Source organism: Priestia megaterium (genome assembly GCF_023824195.1).
GTDB classification, from domain to species: Bacteria; Bacillota; Bacilli; order Bacillales; family Bacillaceae_H; genus Priestia; species Priestia megaterium_D.
This window is the reverse complement of sequence record NZ_CP085442.1, coordinates 3,480,654-3,496,035: the sequence shown is the minus strand read 5'-3', so window position 1 is coordinate 3,496,035 and position 15,382 is coordinate 3,480,654. Positions and strand designations below refer to the sequence as shown.

Sequence of the window (15,382 nt, the reverse complement as noted above, 5' to 3'; positions counted from 1 at the left end):
ATTGTATATAGGGAAAAATCCTAATAAAAGGGGAAAGAGGGAAAGTATGAATACCGTGACGAACGATCAGTGGAAATGGTATCAGTTTGATTTAGAAGAAGCAGATGGAATAGCTGGTGTGATCAAAGACTATCAGTATCCAAGAAATGAATGGTTTTGCCAGCAGCTGCAAAAGAAAAATTCTAATCATATTCAAGTAGATGTAGTAGGAGAAAGTGAGCTCATTTATGGTTCATTGATTTATCATAAAGAGTCTTTTGATCAAAAAAATTACGATTCGTTTCATTTTTATATCACCGAGGAGTTTATTATAACGGCAGGAATTGATTTGGAAATCCTACAAGACACCCATCATGAACGAATGATTGAACGCATGAAGCAGTCTGCTAACACGGCAGAAAGCTTTTTTATTCTTTTAGGCGAAATTATGAAAAAGCACTTAAATGGATTCGATCAGTTTGAAAGTCATTTCAGAGAGCTTCTGTGGGAAGTGCGCCATAATAACAACACCGACGTATTAGATGATATTCATAAAGCGAGGTATGACCTGCTTATATGGACAAATTTAATCAGTTCTGTTCGAGAAGTCACAATGGGAATAGAAGAAGCATTTCATAAAAAAATTAACCAAACGGTCGAATATCAGCGGATGTGTAAAAAAATCGAAATCGGCTTAACGCTAATTGAACAATATCAAAAAGAATTTGACGCGTTAATTAAATTAGAAGAAGTCGTGTCTACTCATCGAGGAAATGAGATTATGAAAGCTTTAACGCTGCTGACAGCAATCAGTACGCCTTTAACGGCTTTTGGAGCTCTTTGGGGAATGAACTTTAAAGGGATGCCTGAGCTTGATTTGAAGTTTGGCTATATCTATGCACTCATTTTAATTGTTCTTTCAACCGTTGCCATTTATCTCTATTTACGAATGAAAGGGTGGACGGGCGATCTGTTAAAAGGAAGAAAAAAGAATTCATTTTTTAAATAAGCTTTAATAAAAGCAGCCGCTTAATAAGCGGCTGCTTTGTTGTCTGTTATCCTCGTCTCCACGTCGTAGGCTCACCTGAACGAAGGCATCTTGGAAATAAATCATTTTCTTTTAGCTTTACTTGATTGCCGTTTTCGTCGGTATAGCGACCGGTTTGCGGAACCAATTCTCCGGTTGAAAAGGCGTCATCTACAGGCTTCCACGTCGTTGATTCACGTGTGTGGGGGCAAGGTGTAAAAAGGTCATCTTTTTGAAAGAGTTTAATTTCACCTTCCGCACAAACGTAAGCGCCCGATTTTGGTACAGCTTCACTCGTTCGATAAATGTTCTGTACGGTCTTCACACGCATCCAACCTTTCTTTTTGATTAGTTGTATTTTAGTGTTCCGGTCGTGGCATCCATGTACGTACGGTCTTCTATAATATCCGAGTCGTCTAGCTTTCTAAAAGGAGCGCAGTAGCATACAACACCCGTCTCGATTTCAATTTCTTGAAATCCGTACGCACGGCAAAGGTATTCACCGACATCGCTTGGAGCTGGATGCGTATCCAACTCATCTAATGCTTCATTAAACATCTCTAAAAATTCTTTTTTCGAAAATTTCTTCTCATGGTGCAGTGTTACTGGGTCTCCAGAATCTGTTCCTTGTGCTAACGCATAAAAATACATCGTCATCACTCCTTGCATATATATAGTCGAGCTTTTTCTAAAATGTGTAAACAATGATTGTTAGTAAGTAAATTCCCTTAAATAAAAGAAATAAACGCATCTGGAAAAAACGGTTTCTTTATGATTATTATTTCAACGAGAATTCAGTGCTATCAGCGTTTGATAGCAAGCTGCCACAGGGTGATAATCGGCTTTAGGAGCCGGGCTTTTTTTCGAGCTGTAGCGTTCGTTTTGCTGATTTAACAGCTGATACCACCCTCCATATGTGTGATCGATAAAGTGTTTCTGACAGTAGGAGAACAGGGCGTCGTATGCTTTACAATATCCGCTGTCTCCGGTTTTTACCCCGAGCAGTGAAGCCGCAGAAATGGCTTCGGCCATCACCCAGTAGTTTTTATCCCGATCAATGACCTCTTCTTGGGGAGGCAGCGCAAAGTAAAGACCTCCGTACTTAGCATCCCAGCCTCGGTTCCAGCCCTTATCAAACAAATCTTTTGCACGTTCTGTCATCCAGTTTTCCGAACGGTGCCGATCAAGCCATAAAAGCAGCTTGCTCCATTCAAACTGATGTCCTGGTATAAAGCCGTACGGGCGAAATTCATCTTTTGTATTGTTTTTATTGTAGTCCCAATCTGGCTGCCAGTCTGTACCATAATGCTCCCAAATCATGCCGCCAGATCGTTCAGCAAGCTGCTGAGTAACGCCTTTTGCAAGCGTGTACGCTCGTTCTAAGTATTTTTTATCTCTTGTTGCGTCAAACGCAGAAAGCATCGCTTCACACATATGCATATTTGCATTCTGTCCGCGATATAAAGAAGAAGCTGACCACGATGCGTCCCATTCGTCTCGGTAAAAGCCGTGCGCATCTTCCCAAAAGTGCTTTTCCATCACGTCATATATCTGTTCAATGGTTTCTTTTGCTTCTTGAATGCCGGCTTGATACGCGATGGAATAAGCTAAAAGGGCAAAAGCGTGGCCGTATGCTTGTTTGGAATCGTCTTTTACTTCTCCGTCATCGGTTACTTCAAAAAAATACCCGCCGTGATCTCTATCATAATGGTTGTTTTGTAAAAAACGAATGCCGTGCTGAGCCGCTTCTTTGCACCAATCCGGACCGTCTAAAAGAGCGCCTACGCTAAAGATATAAATAAAGCGCGCCGTACTTACCAAGTGCTTTGAATGCGTGTTGTTAACGGTGCCGTCGTCGTAGTATTCATGGATATACCCGCCGTTTTTTTGGTCGATACAAGCGGGGTAGTAAAAATGAAGAGTATCAAAAATATGCTGTTTTAATGTGTGAGGTTCTCGAAACGTAGTTGAGGAAAAATCCGTTGCTGTGTCCATTTTATCACCATCTCAATCTTTGTTTTTAGTTGTTTTTTACCCTAAGCAATTGAGAGTAAACGTAAGGGTTTTTTTGCTGTTTTTGCTCTATTATTCTATTTTTGTTGAAAATGTATCAGTTTGGAAACAAGTTTGAAATATTTTGATATACTTTTGACACGATTATCCGGTATTCTAAAGATACGTGCTAGCTGGAGCAAAGTAATGGTACAAAGCCTCTAGACGTCGAATGATTTTATTTAATGTTGTTGGTTTAAGGTTTAGCTTAAACATCGGATCCTGTTTTCACTTAACCTATTAAACTAGCAACATGTATTTCTATTATATTTTGCAAATGAGGTATAAAAAATGACAGAAGTGAACAGACAAACATTTTACAAAAAGTTAGTGGTAACAGGCCTTGCTTTTACACTTGTAGGGGGAGGAACTCTAGGTCTTCATTCTTCGAAATTAATGGGTGAGCCAACTGTAGCAAGCGCAGCGGCGGAAACGTATACAACAACGGCGAATTTAAATATTCGAAGCGGTCCATCGACGTCTAACGCAATTATTGCGACAGTCAAACAAGGCACGCAGCTAACGGTAGTTGGACAAGCAGCAAACGGCTGGCTAAAAGTAAGCTACCAAGGGAAAACGGGCTACGTAAGCAGTGATTATGTTAAAAAGTCAGTGACTTCAACGACAAAAACGTATGTAACAACGGCAAATTTAAATATCCGAAGCGGTCCATCGACGTCAAGCTCGATTGTTGTAACGGTCAAACAAGGCACGCAGCTCACGGCAACGGAACAACCATCAAACGGCTGGCTAAAAGTGAGCTATCAAGGGAAAACGGGCTATGTAAGCACACAGTACCTAAAAGAATCAACGGGTTCTTCTGAAACGGCTCCGGCGTCTTCTGTTTATGTGGCGACATCGAATGTAAATGTTCGAACAACTCCTTCAACTGCTGGTGCCGTCATGGCAACAATTAAAGCCGGTACACAGTTAGACGTAACGGCTAAAGCAGCAAACGGCTGGCTGAAAATTACTTATCAAGGTAAGGTTGGCTATGTAAGCGGTCAATACGTACGAGCATTAGCTGGCATGAAAGTGGTTTCGAACCCTGAAAGCATACAAGTTGTCGTAAATAAACAAAATAAGCTTCCGGAAAACTACGTTCCGAAAGATTTAGTATATACAACAATTCCGTTTACATTCAAAGAACAAACGGAGAAGAAAAAAATGCGCAGTGAAGCAGCAGCAGCTATTGCACAGTTATTTGCAGGTGCTAAAAAACAAGGGGTTACGCTTCTTGGGGTATCGGCTTACCGTTCACACGCAACGCAAAGCGCGCTTTTTAGTTCGTATGTCCAAAGAGACGGTTATGACAAAGCGGCCACTTACAGCGCGTTGCCAGGCACGAGTGAACATGAAACGGGTCTTGGAATTGACGTAACAAAAGGAGACGGTACATGTGCCGCTCAAGACTGCTTTGGCGGAACAAAAGAAGCAACTTGGCTCGATGCTCACGCAGCAGAATATGGATTTATTATTCGTTATCCAAAAGGAAAAGAAGCGGTAACCGGCTATAAATATGAGCCATGGCACTTGCGATATGTAGGCAAACCAGTGGCGCAGGCGATTAAGAGTAAAGGTATTACGCTTGAAGAATATTACGGCATCAAGTAATGGAAAAGGGATAAGTCTGCACGAAATGACTTTAATCTGAGAAGAAGCGATCGTAAAGTGTAGAACTAAAATCAATTATGTATGAAAGAAGCTACCTCGTTTCATTGGCATTGGAGCGAGGTAGCTTCTTGTTTGAGAAAGTACTCAAGAGTTAGTTTGTTATGGATATCTACAATTGTGAATTATATCACAAACTTTATGGAATGTTAAGCAAAAATAAAGCACATCATTTTAGAAATTGTCTTGTCGGATAGAGCAGGATACAGAAATAAAGTTGTTGTATAAATAGAAAGGAAATGGTAACATAGTGTAGAACAAACGTTCTGTATTGTGTTAGTTTTAAACAGCTAACTAAAATGTAAAAAGAGGTGCTCAGTATGATTTTAGGAATCCACCCTTATTTAGTTTTGAATGGGAATGGTCAAGAAGCAGTTGAATTTTATGAGAATGCATTAGATGCACAAGTGATTAGTGTTCAAACTTTCGGGGAAATGCCCAAAAACTCAGAGTCCTCCATTCCAGCTGAAGCCAAAGACCGCATATTAAATGCACATTTAAAAGTGGGCAATACTGACCTGATGTTTTCTGATACGTTTCCAGGTCAGCCTTATCAGATTGGATCACAAGTCACTTTAGCCATCACGGTAAGTCATGTGGAAAAATCGAAAGAAATATTCGCAAAGCTTCAAGAAGGTGGCGAAGTAATGATGCCGCTTCAAAAAACTTTTTGGAGTCCGTTATATGGACAAGTAACAGACAAATTCGGAGTAACCTGGCAAGTTTCAACGCAAGCGGATAGTGATAGCTGATAGCAAGCGTTCTTCTGACTCAAGAGAACTTTAGAAGAAGATTAGTAGTAAATATGTTGCCTGATTTCTTAGAACGAAAAGTCATAAATTAATAAAGAACATCATTTACGAAAAGATTATCCATATAAAATAGTAAAAGCGTATTTTGAATTATCTTTTTCAAAACGCGCTTTTTTTATTTGTTAAGCTGTTTTATATTCTTATGATTTACCTACATATACATTTAGCTGTAGCCTCAAATGAAAAAATAATTTGATATATTTTTTGTATCATTAATACGCAGCTCATCAGCATGGCAGGCCTTATCAGCAAAAATAACTAGCTCAAACCATATTCCTCCAAAAAAACACGGCTATTTATTATGATGTAACAGTAGTATAGTTCGATGTAAAATTCAGAAATTTTAAATAAAATAATAGTTGTGTTTGTCAATGAAATAAAGGAGGATGGTTTTTGATGAAGAAAGTATTCAATATCGGAGTTCTCTTTTTCCTGGTTTTTGGTTTATTTCTTGGCGTTGGACCTACGGGTAAGGCATCTGCATTATCGTATGATGGTTCAAATCCTTACACAACAGGGTGTGCAAGCAAGAGCCCCATCACTTATGAAACGAAGTATATTTATAAAAGCGGGGTAAAAATTGGTTATGTTCAGTTAAAAGGAAGCGCTTATTGCCATACAGCATGGGGATATGTAAAATTTTATAATAACTCCCCTTACAACGGGTATGCAAACGTCGGAACGTACAGATATGAAGGGTCTTCGAGTTCTTCTAATGCTAGAACATTCTGTAGCAGTTCCGGTGGAAACGGCATGGTAAACAAAGGAGAGACGTCATGTTATACAAGTCAATTATGGGATAAAGACCCGTACAATTCCTTAGCCGTTGTATTTGTTTATAGTTCAGATGGAAAGGTTATTGCCCAAGCGCAGACCGGCAGGCATTAATAGAAATAATATAAATGAACGCCTCTTAGGAATAAAAATCTAAGAGGTGTTTTTGTGTTCAAAGAGATCGATAGGAAAATCAACATGTAATTTTGTGTATGCGGAGTAATTATATGTAAATAACCATTCTATCAATTTACAAGGTATACTTTTATAGCGCTCGGTCCTTTAGCACCTTCTTGGATTTCAAACTCTACTTTTTGTCCTTCTGACAGGTTTTTATATTCCTCACAGTCGATCGCATTGGAGTGAACGAACACTTCTTTTGATCCGTCCTCGGGTGTGATAAATCCAGATCTCTTTGATTCGTTGAACGATGTAACGGTTCCTTTATGTTTACTCATTTAAAAATCCCCCTCATAAGTATAGAAATAAATTCATAGTAGTTTTTTACCCAAACGCTGAAATTTCAATCATTTCTATGTTACTTATACCGATTAGAAGAGTACTTATAACAGTAAATAGTGATGGCTTAACAATTTTTTCATTTCGGTTATATTTTTATATTGTATGTGATATAACTATTGTTATAAAATGTAATCGTTAATTCTGCTAACTAAAGGAGATAAAGAAAAAAATGAGGGATGAGTTGTTATATATAGGGAAGAAAATTATCGATAATAAACAGGAATTAGCGATACAATTTTCTGATCTGATGGACTCTGAATATAAGCGGAAGCTTGTTTACCACGAAGACAGCGAAGTTTTAAAATGGAGAGCAGAACTCATTGAGTATTTAGGCGAGTCGTTATTCGAAGAGCACTCGGTCGTTTTAAAGAAAATCATTCAGTGGGGTACAGATATAGGAAAAGTGGCTGTGGAAAACGGACTTTCTTTGAGTCAAACGTTAAAATCACTCGCGCTGTTTCGAACAGTGATATGGGGTGTTTTTACAGAAGAGCTGCAGCAGAAGCAGTTTGCTCCTATTACGATGCTTGATGTAAGTAAAAAAATTGATCCGATGCTTGATCAGCTTAATCATATATTTGTCGAAATCTATGAAGAACATAATACGGAAACCATAAAACGCGCTTATGCAGCGCTAGAAGAATTATCAGTTCCCATCGTTCCTCTTTCTGAAGGAATCGCTGTGATGCCAATCGTTGGACAAATTGATACGCATCGTTCGCAGCTTATTATGGAAACGGCTTTAGAAAAAAGCGCTCAGCTGCAGTTGAGTTATTTAATATTTGATATTTCAGGTGTTCTTATCGTCGATACGATGGTAGCAGACAATATTTTTCAAATTGTAAAAGCCTTACAGCTTATCGGCACTAAAACGATGATTACCGGAATACGTCCGGAAATCGCGCAAACCGTTGTGGATTTAGGCGTCGATTTTGGAACAATCAAAACAAGAGCGACGTTAGAAAAAGGTCTTGAAGAAATAGGCTTTAGTAAACTGCCAGAAAATCCACAAAGAAAAAGAGCCAAATGGCGTTATTAATAAATAAAAAAACCAAGAGGCTGGGACAAAAATATTTTAGTTGAAGTTAAATCCGAACTATTAATCTGATTGATGGTTCGGATTTTTTGTTGTTATAGTGAACGTATGTTTCAGATGTTTCCGTGCTTCTATGGGTTGTTTGGAGAGCAAGGTGAAGACTCCTCCGGGAAAAGCGGAAGGGATGAGACCCCGCAGGAGCGTAAGCGACGAGGAGGCTAGTGATCCATACCAGTTCATTCATCCAATTTGATCGGGATGGATGTAGTTATGTCTCAATTTCTTGTTTTTTTGTGTCTCTACAAGGTGAAAAGAAGGCTTCTATTGTGAAAAATCCAGGCATAACTCACAGCGTCACATGTTACATTCCTTGTAAAAATGGGTATTGGTAAAAAGAAGCATTTCAAGCGCTTTTCAATCACATTAGTCGTCTAAAATTAATTAATTGTCAATTTCGAATAACATAAATTATTTAAATACTTAGACAAACAAATGAGGAAAATATATACTTATTAGTGTTGTCACGAAAAGATAAAGGGGAGAAACAAGGATGGATATCAAACGTCAAAACGTTGATTTTGGTAACTCAATTTTTCAAACGCTAGTGGATGGTTATTACTATGAAATTCCTACAAACGTAGTAGAAATCACAAAAGATCAGGCAGAGGGTCATTTTCCTTCAAGTGTAAATGAACCGGAATTACTTCTTCAAAATTTACTGATTTCTACAACAATCGAAGGAGTAGAAAAGTATTATTTAGTAGGAGACGCAGCAGAGAAACATGTGCTAGGCAATATCCATATTAATAAGTTACATAATAAAACTGAATCTGATATTCCTTATGTGATGTTTTTAGCTTCAGTTGCTTATTACAACATACTTAAAGGAAAAGACAAAGAGGATAATAGTGTGACGATTAATTATTTCTCGACTATGCTTCCGATTTGGCTGCTTAAGAAAACAAATAAATTCAGTGAAATGCAGCAGAAGATGGCCGAACGTTTTCAAGGAGAGCATACGGTTACGGTATTGACTCCTGGGTTAGAAAAAACGGTCACTGTGAACATTGAAACGAGCAAATGCCGTATTGAAAGCGAAGTCGCTCGCTGGGCGATTAAAAAAGATTTTGAATTACAAGATAGAGAAGAAGCAAATGCATTCAAACATTTTGAAACACTAATTGTAGATTTGGGCGGAGGCACGGTTGACCTTGCGTTGCTTCCTGCAGGGCTTCAAGCTCCTAAAAGCAGAAATTCGTTGAAGTGTCTTACGGATATTTCATATTTGAAGCATATTGAAAAGCTAAGAAATGAAAAACTGCTTGAGTATTTTGACGATGTTCGTTCATTAGAAGAATTTATTATTGCCAATATCCATAAAGCAAAAATGGAGCAAAGAGACGGCAATAGCGGGAAAAAAGTAGATCTCACGGAGCCTATTCACGCTTCGCTTAGAGAATACACGCAAATTTTATTAACGAAAGTTGAAAATCTATTTCCGTCGCCAAAAGATAAAGTCTATAAATATATTTATATTGGAGGACTGGCTCCTATCCTTCAACAGTTTATTGGAGAGCAGATTGATAACATGTACGGGGAAGAAATCAGAGAAGAAAATCATCTTTTCTTGCCAGAGACACGCAAATTAAATTTATACGGTCTTGAAATTTTAAGTAGACATGAAACAAACGCAGTTCACGTTTAAAAAGGGGGAGCATACATGAGTCATCAAAACACTCGCCTTAAGGAAGCATTAGACGATTGGTACGGTCAACTAAGCTCCCAAATGGCTGCACCATTTTACTTACTATCAAATGCGTTTCTGACAGCTGGTAATCTATCAGCAGATATGATGGGAGCAAGGGAAAAGACCGTAAGTAATAGAGATGAACGTGCAAATTTTACAATCGAAACTGCTGACATTCCGTCAGAAGTGTCTTCATTTCTGAAAGAAAAACAGCAGGAAAACGAGCTGCAGGGCTATATAGTAAGACTAATACAGCAAGACTTGCAAAAAATGAGTAAAGAAAATGAAGTGGAGACGTTAGTTCATTCACTTCGAAAAGAGCTGTTGGGAGAAATTGACTTACTAAAAAAAGAAATGAATTCACGTCTTGCTGCAAATCGCGATGAGTATGAGGCCTCGCAGGCAAAGGAACTTCAGGATTATGTAGCCAAGCTTGTTAAACAAAACGGGGAAACAAATACCCAGGAAGAAGAGTTTCGAACGTTAGTTCATTCTTTAAGAACCGAGCTGTTAGGCGAAATTCATTTGCTTAAAAAAGAGCTTGGCTCTGCGTCAGCTCCTTCCTATAAGCAGCTGAAACCCGTTAAAAATGAGGAAGAAGAAACATTTAAAGAAGGTCAATTAATTAAAAGTGAAAAAGTGACCGGAACCATTCAAGAAGATATCGATGTAGATTTCTAAACAGAAAGTAGAGGCATGATATGCCTCTACTTTTATTATTTTTCTATTTAAAATGGGGCTGGGGCAAAAGTGTTTTAGCTAAAGGAAGATCCGAATGATGAGTCTAGATTCTTGATGGAAAATCCAACTCGTTTGCAATTTTTCAGTGGTAGGTTGAACGTAGATTTCATATATGTCGTTGCTTCTACCTGTTGATTGGAGCGCAAGACGAAGACTCCTGAGGGAAAAGCGGAATAGGTAAAACCCCGCAGAAGCGTAAGCGACGAGGAAGCTCACCGCCCGCGGAAAGCGAAGTCTGGCACTGAAATCAACAGCGGACCAATGTAAAAGCTTTAGCGTATAAATCATAAAGCTCTTTTGTTTCTTTTTAGCTTCTTTCGGAAGTATAAGCAAAGATCAAATGTAACGATGGTGAAGATACTGCATTCTATCATAAACCAAAATAACGATTCGTTTATGCCAAATCCGCCAATCGAAGCTTTTAGTTCATTTAGCTGCCTGAGAATTAAATTTATGTCATTTTCATAGGCCACAGTAAAAGATTTAATCACAAGCATGGTCATAATGACTGCTTCTACAGATATATATAGAATTTTTCTTGCTAGTTTAAGAGAAGGATTTACGTTTGATTTGGGAATTTTATAAAATAATTTCATCGCCTGTTTGCCTTTCAGTTATTTTAAGCTGTTTAAAAAGATTATTTTATTCTATAATTCTTTCCTTGGCTACAAAATCCTTTACGTCTCTTTTATGTATAGCAAGTTTTATATGTATCGAGTGGAGGCCTATTGTTTAGTGATATAGATAAAGCTTTTTATGCTGCATTTTTGATAATAACGTAGGGAGAAGTCATCGTTTATATATAAGCTACATAAAAAAAGACTGACTCGAAAACGTGGTGCACTCATTTTCTAGTCAGCTCTTTTAGTGAAAATCCATCTATTTACTTAGTAATGATCCTGAAAAAGCGTTCCAATCCTGCATAACTCCCTGCTCATCTTTAATGTTCTTCAGCCAGGGCGTTTGCTTTTGTCACATGAACCGTTCCAAATGGATGGTTTGGAGGAGCATAGATAGAGTAAAGTTTTAGCGGGGTGGTACCGGTATTGGTTACATCATGCCACGTTCCGGCAGGGATAAATATCGCATCATCATCGTAGACTTTTCGTTTAAAGGTTAGGTTGTTTTTACTTTTGCCCATTTGAACAACGCCTTGCCCTTGTTCAATGCGCAGGAATTGATCAACGTTAGGGTGGATTTCTAAGCCGATATCTTCACCGGGCTTGAGACTCATTAACGTCACTTGTAAATGTGTTCCCGTCCATAAAGCAGTGCGGTACGTATTGTTTTGCTTTGACGCTTCATTAATGTTAATAACAAATGGCCTTGGTCCATAGTCCTTTAATTTACCGTTTCTTTGCTGAAACTGTTCGTTGGTGTGATAGTGATTCGGCACATAATAACTATATGGCTGCCAGCTATAGTACACTGGGGTCTGCCACTGATGATAATAAGGTGTATAGTGCATACTCATTCTCCTTTTCTCGTTTAATTTTTCTTTTCATCCTATGCTTTTGTCAAAACGGTTGATACCATTTGCCTTTTTGTCTGCGGTCTTTATCCACTTATTTTTTGCTGAAATCATGTGATTAATAATTTATCTGAGCTCTTTGATTGTTTTGCGGTGGTTAAAAAATACTTTCATCACTTTAATACGATAATTCATTAAAAAATATATCGTATGAAAACGTTTTATTTGATATAATTTTAGGAGATGAAAATTATTTTAAAGGGTGACGTTCATTGAAAGAAAAAAAACTTCAAGAATTAACTGAACATCTTAATAATTTATTCAACAATTTAATTCATGGATCTATCACAGAAGGTGAATTTAATGAGCTGTCCGAAGAGCTTTACAGAAAGCAAACTAGGCTGCGCTATGAGATAGAGTGTGAGAAAGGTTCGTATTATAGAGAATATTTTAGAGGCTAAGGCTTTGTATTAGACTGCTTTATGAGAAATAAGAAAAGGCCTCCATTTAGGAGGCCTTTTCTTAACTTCTAGTAGAAAGTGGAGTGATACTTTCTATTTCAATAAGTATATTAGTATATTTACTTTATAAAAAATAAAACTGTTGAAGCTCTAAAACTCGCTATTCACCCCCAAAAACCTGTATGATAGGTTTAAGATTACCGCATATGAGATATATGTATAGTAAAAAGGGGTGATGAGCTGTGAAGTGGTATAAAGGAGTTGTCATGCAAGTCTTAATGACAGAAATCGAAACAGCAAGAGAGCATATGGTTATGTTAGGACTTACAGAAGGTCTTACAAGTCGTAATACAGTTCGAATCAGTCAAACCCTTGATTATTTATTAAATGAACTAAGTAAAGTGATGGCCGCAGATTAATCGTATTTTTTATATAAAAATGAAAAGAGCTGCTGACTTCAAAGCAGCTCTTTATAAGTTGCCTTACTGTTTACTTTAATGTTTATAATACTATTGAAGCTAAATATAAAGTTGAAACCTAGAAAATGAGTTGAAAGCGCCCGTGAAAAGGGAAGCTTAGATACATAAAGCAAACGCCGTACTAAGAATGGCGATGGAGGTATAGTGGAATGGAATATCATATTAAAGAGGCCGCTGCAAAGGTAGGGCTGCCTACGCATACGCTTCGATACTACGAACAGCAAGGGCTTTTACCTTTTATAAAAAGAGACGAGAACGGAAATCGTATTTTTAGCGAGTCCGATATCGAGTGGCTAGAATTTATTATTTGCTTACGAAAAACGGATATCGCTCTTTTAGAATTACGTAAAATTGTTGAATTAACACAAGAAGGCGATGATACAATCGGTTTGCGCAAGCAGATATTTAAAAAGCATAGAGAGAAAATGATGGAAAAACAAAGAGAGCTGGACGCAGCTTTTAGAAAAGTTGAAACGAAAATTGACTACTATGATAAATTAGAACAAAAGTATCAGGAAGAGCTTTCATCTAAAGCCTAATTTACCGTTTGTTTTTCTTATTTTATAAAGAAATAAAAAGCGGGCAGCTAATCCAATTAGCTGCCCGCTTTTCTCTAAATTTACAGTGTAGAAATGTCAATAACAAATCGATAGCGAACATCGCTGCTAAGAACGCGCTCGTACGCTTCGTCTACTTGATTAGCATCGATAACTTCAATCATAGGAGCAACGCCGTGTTCAGCCGCAAAATCAAGCATTTCTTGTGTTTCACGAATGCCGCCTACAAGTGAACCAGCAATGCTGCGACGTCCCATGATAAGTGAGAATACGCTGTATTGATCTGGGTTAGCAGGTGCGCCAACGTTAACAAGCGTTCCATCTACGCGAAGTAATGATAAGTATTGATCCACGTTCAGGTTAGCCGATACCGTGTTTAAGATAAGGTCAAAGCGACCCGCTAATTCAGTAAATGTCGTCTCATCACTTGTTGCAAAATAATGATCTGCACCAAAGCTTAGAGCTTCTTCTTTTTTATTGTTAGAACGGCTCAATACCGTAACTTCAGCACCCATTGCATGTGCAAATTGAATCGCAACATGTCCAAGACCGCCCATTCCTACAATCGCAACTTTTTTGCCAGGACCAGCATTCCAGTGCTTTAACGGAGAAAATGTTGTAATCCCTGCACATAGAAGAGGACTTGCTGCATCCATACTTAAATTATCAGGAATACGAACAACGAATCCTTCTTTTACGACGATTTTTTGGCTGTAGCCGCCGTATGTAGGATTTCCGTCGTAATCCAACGAATTATACGTTTGAACAACGCCTTTTGTACAGTATTGCTCGTCACCGTTCACACAGTACTCGCACTCTCCGCAAGAGTCAACGAAACATCCAACGCCCACGCGATCGCCAACCTTGTATTTTGTTACGTTTTCTCCAACAGCTTCAACTACTCCGGCGATTTCGTGACCAGGAACCATCGGGAACATTCCGCCGCCCCACTCATCAAATGCACTATGAATATCAGAGTGACAGATGCCGCTAAACTTAATATCAATTAAAACGTCATCTGCTCGCAGTTCTCTGCGTTCAATCGTCGTATTCTCAAATTTTGCCTTTGCATGCGGCGCACTTAAAACACGTGATGTTGTTGTATGTTGATGATTATTACACATAAGTAAAAACACAATCCTTTCGTAATTTGATGTATTTAAAAGCTACAACACTAGCTTAAACGTTAAAGTCGACTTTAAAGCAAGAGTTTTTTTAAAAAAACTCTTGCTTTCTATGATTTTATGAAAAAAGGAGAGTAAGGAATAGTGTAGCAGCTTTTTATCTATGTTTTAGTTAAAAGAAATTCTTCAAGAGTGCGAGCGGCGGCGTGTTCATCGATTCCACCTGTCATTAAGGTAATTTCATCTCCTTCGTTAACAGCTAGCTCCATAACCTTCATTATGCTTTTGGCATTCGCAGATTTTCCGTCTTTCGCAAGAAGAATGTCACTTTTAAAAGAGAAAGCTCTATGTACAAATAAAGCTGTATGTCTAGCCTGAAGTCCGCCGGGGAGTTGCACCGTAATCCTTTTAATCACCATAGTATTTCTCCTTTTTTGTTTTTTAAAGCTATAAAACTAGCTTAAACGTTAAAGCCTACTTTAATGCAAGAGGTAATTTGGATAAAAAGAGGAAAGGGAATAAAAGCTAAGCCTAATGTTAATGCACATAGTGATCCTGCTGTTAGTATGAGGGAATGCGAGCGAAGCGTAATGCCGCTTTTAAAGGAAAGTTCTCATAAATCCTTTTGTTGGATGAGCAAAACACGTAAGAAGAGACCCCAAAAAAGAAAGAAAAATGATGAAATACTAAGCAAATGAGAAGATTTGCCTCTTTTAACAGGTATGTGTACGTTTTCATGCGGAATGTTTCCGTTTCCACTGACTTTGTCAAACAGCAGACAATTGTTGATAATAGAGCTATATAAGAGGCAAAGGGGACGATGAAATGAAAAAATCTATTTTAAAAGTAGAGAAGTTCATAACTGAATTTAAAACGTCAATGACAAGCTACGGAGAAGCTATTATAAAAGTAAAAGGAAACTGATTATA

18 protein-coding genes are annotated in these 15,382 nt (G+C 38.1%); 10 read left to right on the top strand and 8 right to left on the bottom strand.

From position 1 onward, the window contains the following. Positions 1-46 precede the first annotated feature (46 nt). Entirely contained in the window at positions 47-988 is a 942-nt protein-coding gene (locus LIS78_RS18025; RefSeq protein ID WP_195782439.1) for a magnesium transporter CorA family protein, read from the top strand. Between the two features lie 46 nt (positions 989-1,034). Here the strand turns inward: LIS78_RS18025 and LIS78_RS18020 are convergent, their stop codons facing one another. From LIS78_RS18020 to LIS78_RS18010, 3 genes are all read right to left on the bottom strand, one after another. After that, complete coding sequence (locus LIS78_RS18020) at positions 1,035-1,337, bottom strand: hypothetical protein (protein WP_229754560.1); 303 nt, start codon at positions 1,335-1,337, stop codon at positions 1,035-1,037. A 17-nt stretch (positions 1,338-1,354) separates the two neighbouring features. Continuing rightward, positions 1,355-1,657 (bottom strand): hypothetical protein, encoded by a 303-nt coding sequence (locus LIS78_RS18015; RefSeq protein ID WP_013084193.1) that lies wholly within the window; start codon positions 1,655-1,657, stop codon positions 1,355-1,357. A 132-nt stretch (positions 1,658-1,789) separates the two neighbouring features. After that, positions 1,790-3,001 (bottom strand): AGE family epimerase/isomerase, encoded by a 1,212-nt coding sequence (locus LIS78_RS18010; protein ID WP_252284118.1) that lies wholly within the window; start codon positions 2,999-3,001, stop codon positions 1,790-1,792. Positions 3,002-3,349: 348 nt separating this feature from the next. Here LIS78_RS18010 and LIS78_RS31610 point away from each other — a divergent pair, with 348 nt between their 5' ends. The 3 genes from LIS78_RS31610 (at position 3,350) to LIS78_RS17990 (ending at position 6,429) form a co-directional block, all read left to right on the top strand. Further along, positions 3,350-4,672, top strand: coding sequence for an SH3 domain-containing protein (locus tag LIS78_RS31610; RefSeq protein ID WP_350495068.1), 1,323 nt, complete (start codon positions 3,350-3,352; stop codon positions 4,670-4,672). Positions 4,673-5,049: 377 nt separating this feature from the next. Next, positions 5,050-5,481: a VOC family protein gene (locus tag LIS78_RS17995; protein WP_209150329.1), complete on the top strand. Its 432-nt coding sequence runs from the start codon at positions 5,050-5,052 to the stop codon at positions 5,479-5,481. A 456-nt stretch (positions 5,482-5,937) separates the two neighbouring features. Then, positions 5,938-6,429 carry a DUF2690 domain-containing protein gene (locus tag LIS78_RS17990; RefSeq protein WP_252284117.1) on the top strand — a complete coding sequence of 164 codons (492 nt, stop codon included), beginning with the start codon at positions 5,938-5,940 and terminating at the stop codon, positions 6,427-6,429. Positions 6,430-6,560: 131 nt separating this feature from the next. Here the strand turns inward: LIS78_RS17990 and LIS78_RS17985 are convergent, their stop codons facing one another. After that, complete coding sequence (locus LIS78_RS17985) at positions 6,561-6,773, bottom strand: cold shock domain-containing protein (protein ID WP_195782444.1); 213 nt, start codon at positions 6,771-6,773, stop codon at positions 6,561-6,563. A 233-nt stretch (positions 6,774-7,006) separates the two neighbouring features. Between LIS78_RS17985 and LIS78_RS17980 the strand changes: the two genes are divergently transcribed. The 3 genes from LIS78_RS17980 (at position 7,007) to LIS78_RS17970 (ending at position 10,301) form a co-directional block, all read left to right on the top strand. Beyond that, complete coding sequence (locus LIS78_RS17980) at positions 7,007-7,876, top strand: STAS domain-containing protein (RefSeq protein WP_195782445.1); 870 nt, start codon at positions 7,007-7,009, stop codon at positions 7,874-7,876. A gap of 547 nt (positions 7,877-8,423) precedes the next feature. Beyond that, positions 8,424-9,578 (top strand): ParM/StbA family protein, encoded by a 1,155-nt coding sequence (locus LIS78_RS17975; protein WP_252284116.1) that lies wholly within the window; start codon positions 8,424-8,426, stop codon positions 9,576-9,578. A gap of 15 nt (positions 9,579-9,593) precedes the next feature. Next, the gene (locus LIS78_RS17970) at positions 9,594-10,301 is read left to right on the top strand and encodes a hypothetical protein (RefSeq protein ID WP_195782447.1); all 708 of its coding nucleotides are present in this window, start codon (positions 9,594-9,596) and stop codon (positions 10,299-10,301) included. Positions 10,302-10,645: 344 nt separating this feature from the next. On the opposite strand, the gene LIS78_RS17965 is transcribed toward LIS78_RS17970, so the two are convergent. Further along, the gene (locus LIS78_RS17965; RefSeq protein ID WP_209150324.1) at positions 10,646-10,957 is read right to left on the bottom strand and encodes a hypothetical protein; all 312 of its coding nucleotides are present in this window, start codon (positions 10,955-10,957) and stop codon (positions 10,646-10,648) included. Between the two features lie 344 nt (positions 10,958-11,301). Then, positions 11,302-11,829 (bottom strand): cupin domain-containing protein, encoded by a 528-nt coding sequence (locus LIS78_RS17960; protein WP_209150322.1) that lies wholly within the window; start codon positions 11,827-11,829, stop codon positions 11,302-11,304. 275 nt (positions 11,830-12,104) lie between these two features. On the opposite strand from LIS78_RS17960, the gene LIS78_RS17955 reads away from it, so the two are divergent. The 3 genes from LIS78_RS17955 to LIS78_RS17945 all read left to right on the top strand — a co-directional run bounded on the left by LIS78_RS17955 (position 12,105) and on the right by LIS78_RS17945 (position 13,311). Continuing rightward, positions 12,105-12,293: a hypothetical protein gene (locus LIS78_RS17955; protein ID WP_013058178.1), complete on the top strand. Its 189-nt coding sequence runs from the start codon at positions 12,105-12,107 to the stop codon at positions 12,291-12,293. A 242-nt stretch (positions 12,294-12,535) separates the two neighbouring features. Beyond that, complete coding sequence (locus LIS78_RS17950; protein WP_223260221.1) at positions 12,536-12,712, top strand: aspartyl-phosphate phosphatase Spo0E family protein; 177 nt, start codon at positions 12,536-12,538, stop codon at positions 12,710-12,712. A gap of 209 nt (positions 12,713-12,921) precedes the next feature. Then, positions 12,922-13,311, top strand: a complete 390-nt coding sequence (locus tag LIS78_RS17945) for a MerR family transcriptional regulator (RefSeq protein WP_209150319.1) — start codon at positions 12,922-12,924, stop codon at positions 13,309-13,311. Positions 13,312-13,391: 80 nt separating this feature from the next. Here LIS78_RS17945 and LIS78_RS17940 read toward each other — a convergent pair whose 3' ends face one another. Together LIS78_RS17940 and LIS78_RS17935 are read right to left on the bottom strand one after the other, a co-directional pair. Continuing rightward, complete coding sequence (locus LIS78_RS17940; RefSeq protein WP_209150317.1) at positions 13,392-14,453, bottom strand: NAD(P)-dependent alcohol dehydrogenase; 1,062 nt, start codon at positions 14,451-14,453, stop codon at positions 13,392-13,394. A gap of 161 nt (positions 14,454-14,614) precedes the next feature. Beyond that, positions 14,615-14,872 carry an HPr family phosphocarrier protein gene (locus tag LIS78_RS17935; RefSeq protein ID WP_195782452.1) on the bottom strand — a complete coding sequence of 86 codons (258 nt, stop codon included), beginning with the start codon at positions 14,870-14,872 and terminating at the stop codon, positions 14,615-14,617. Positions 14,873-15,382 lie beyond the last annotated feature (510 nt).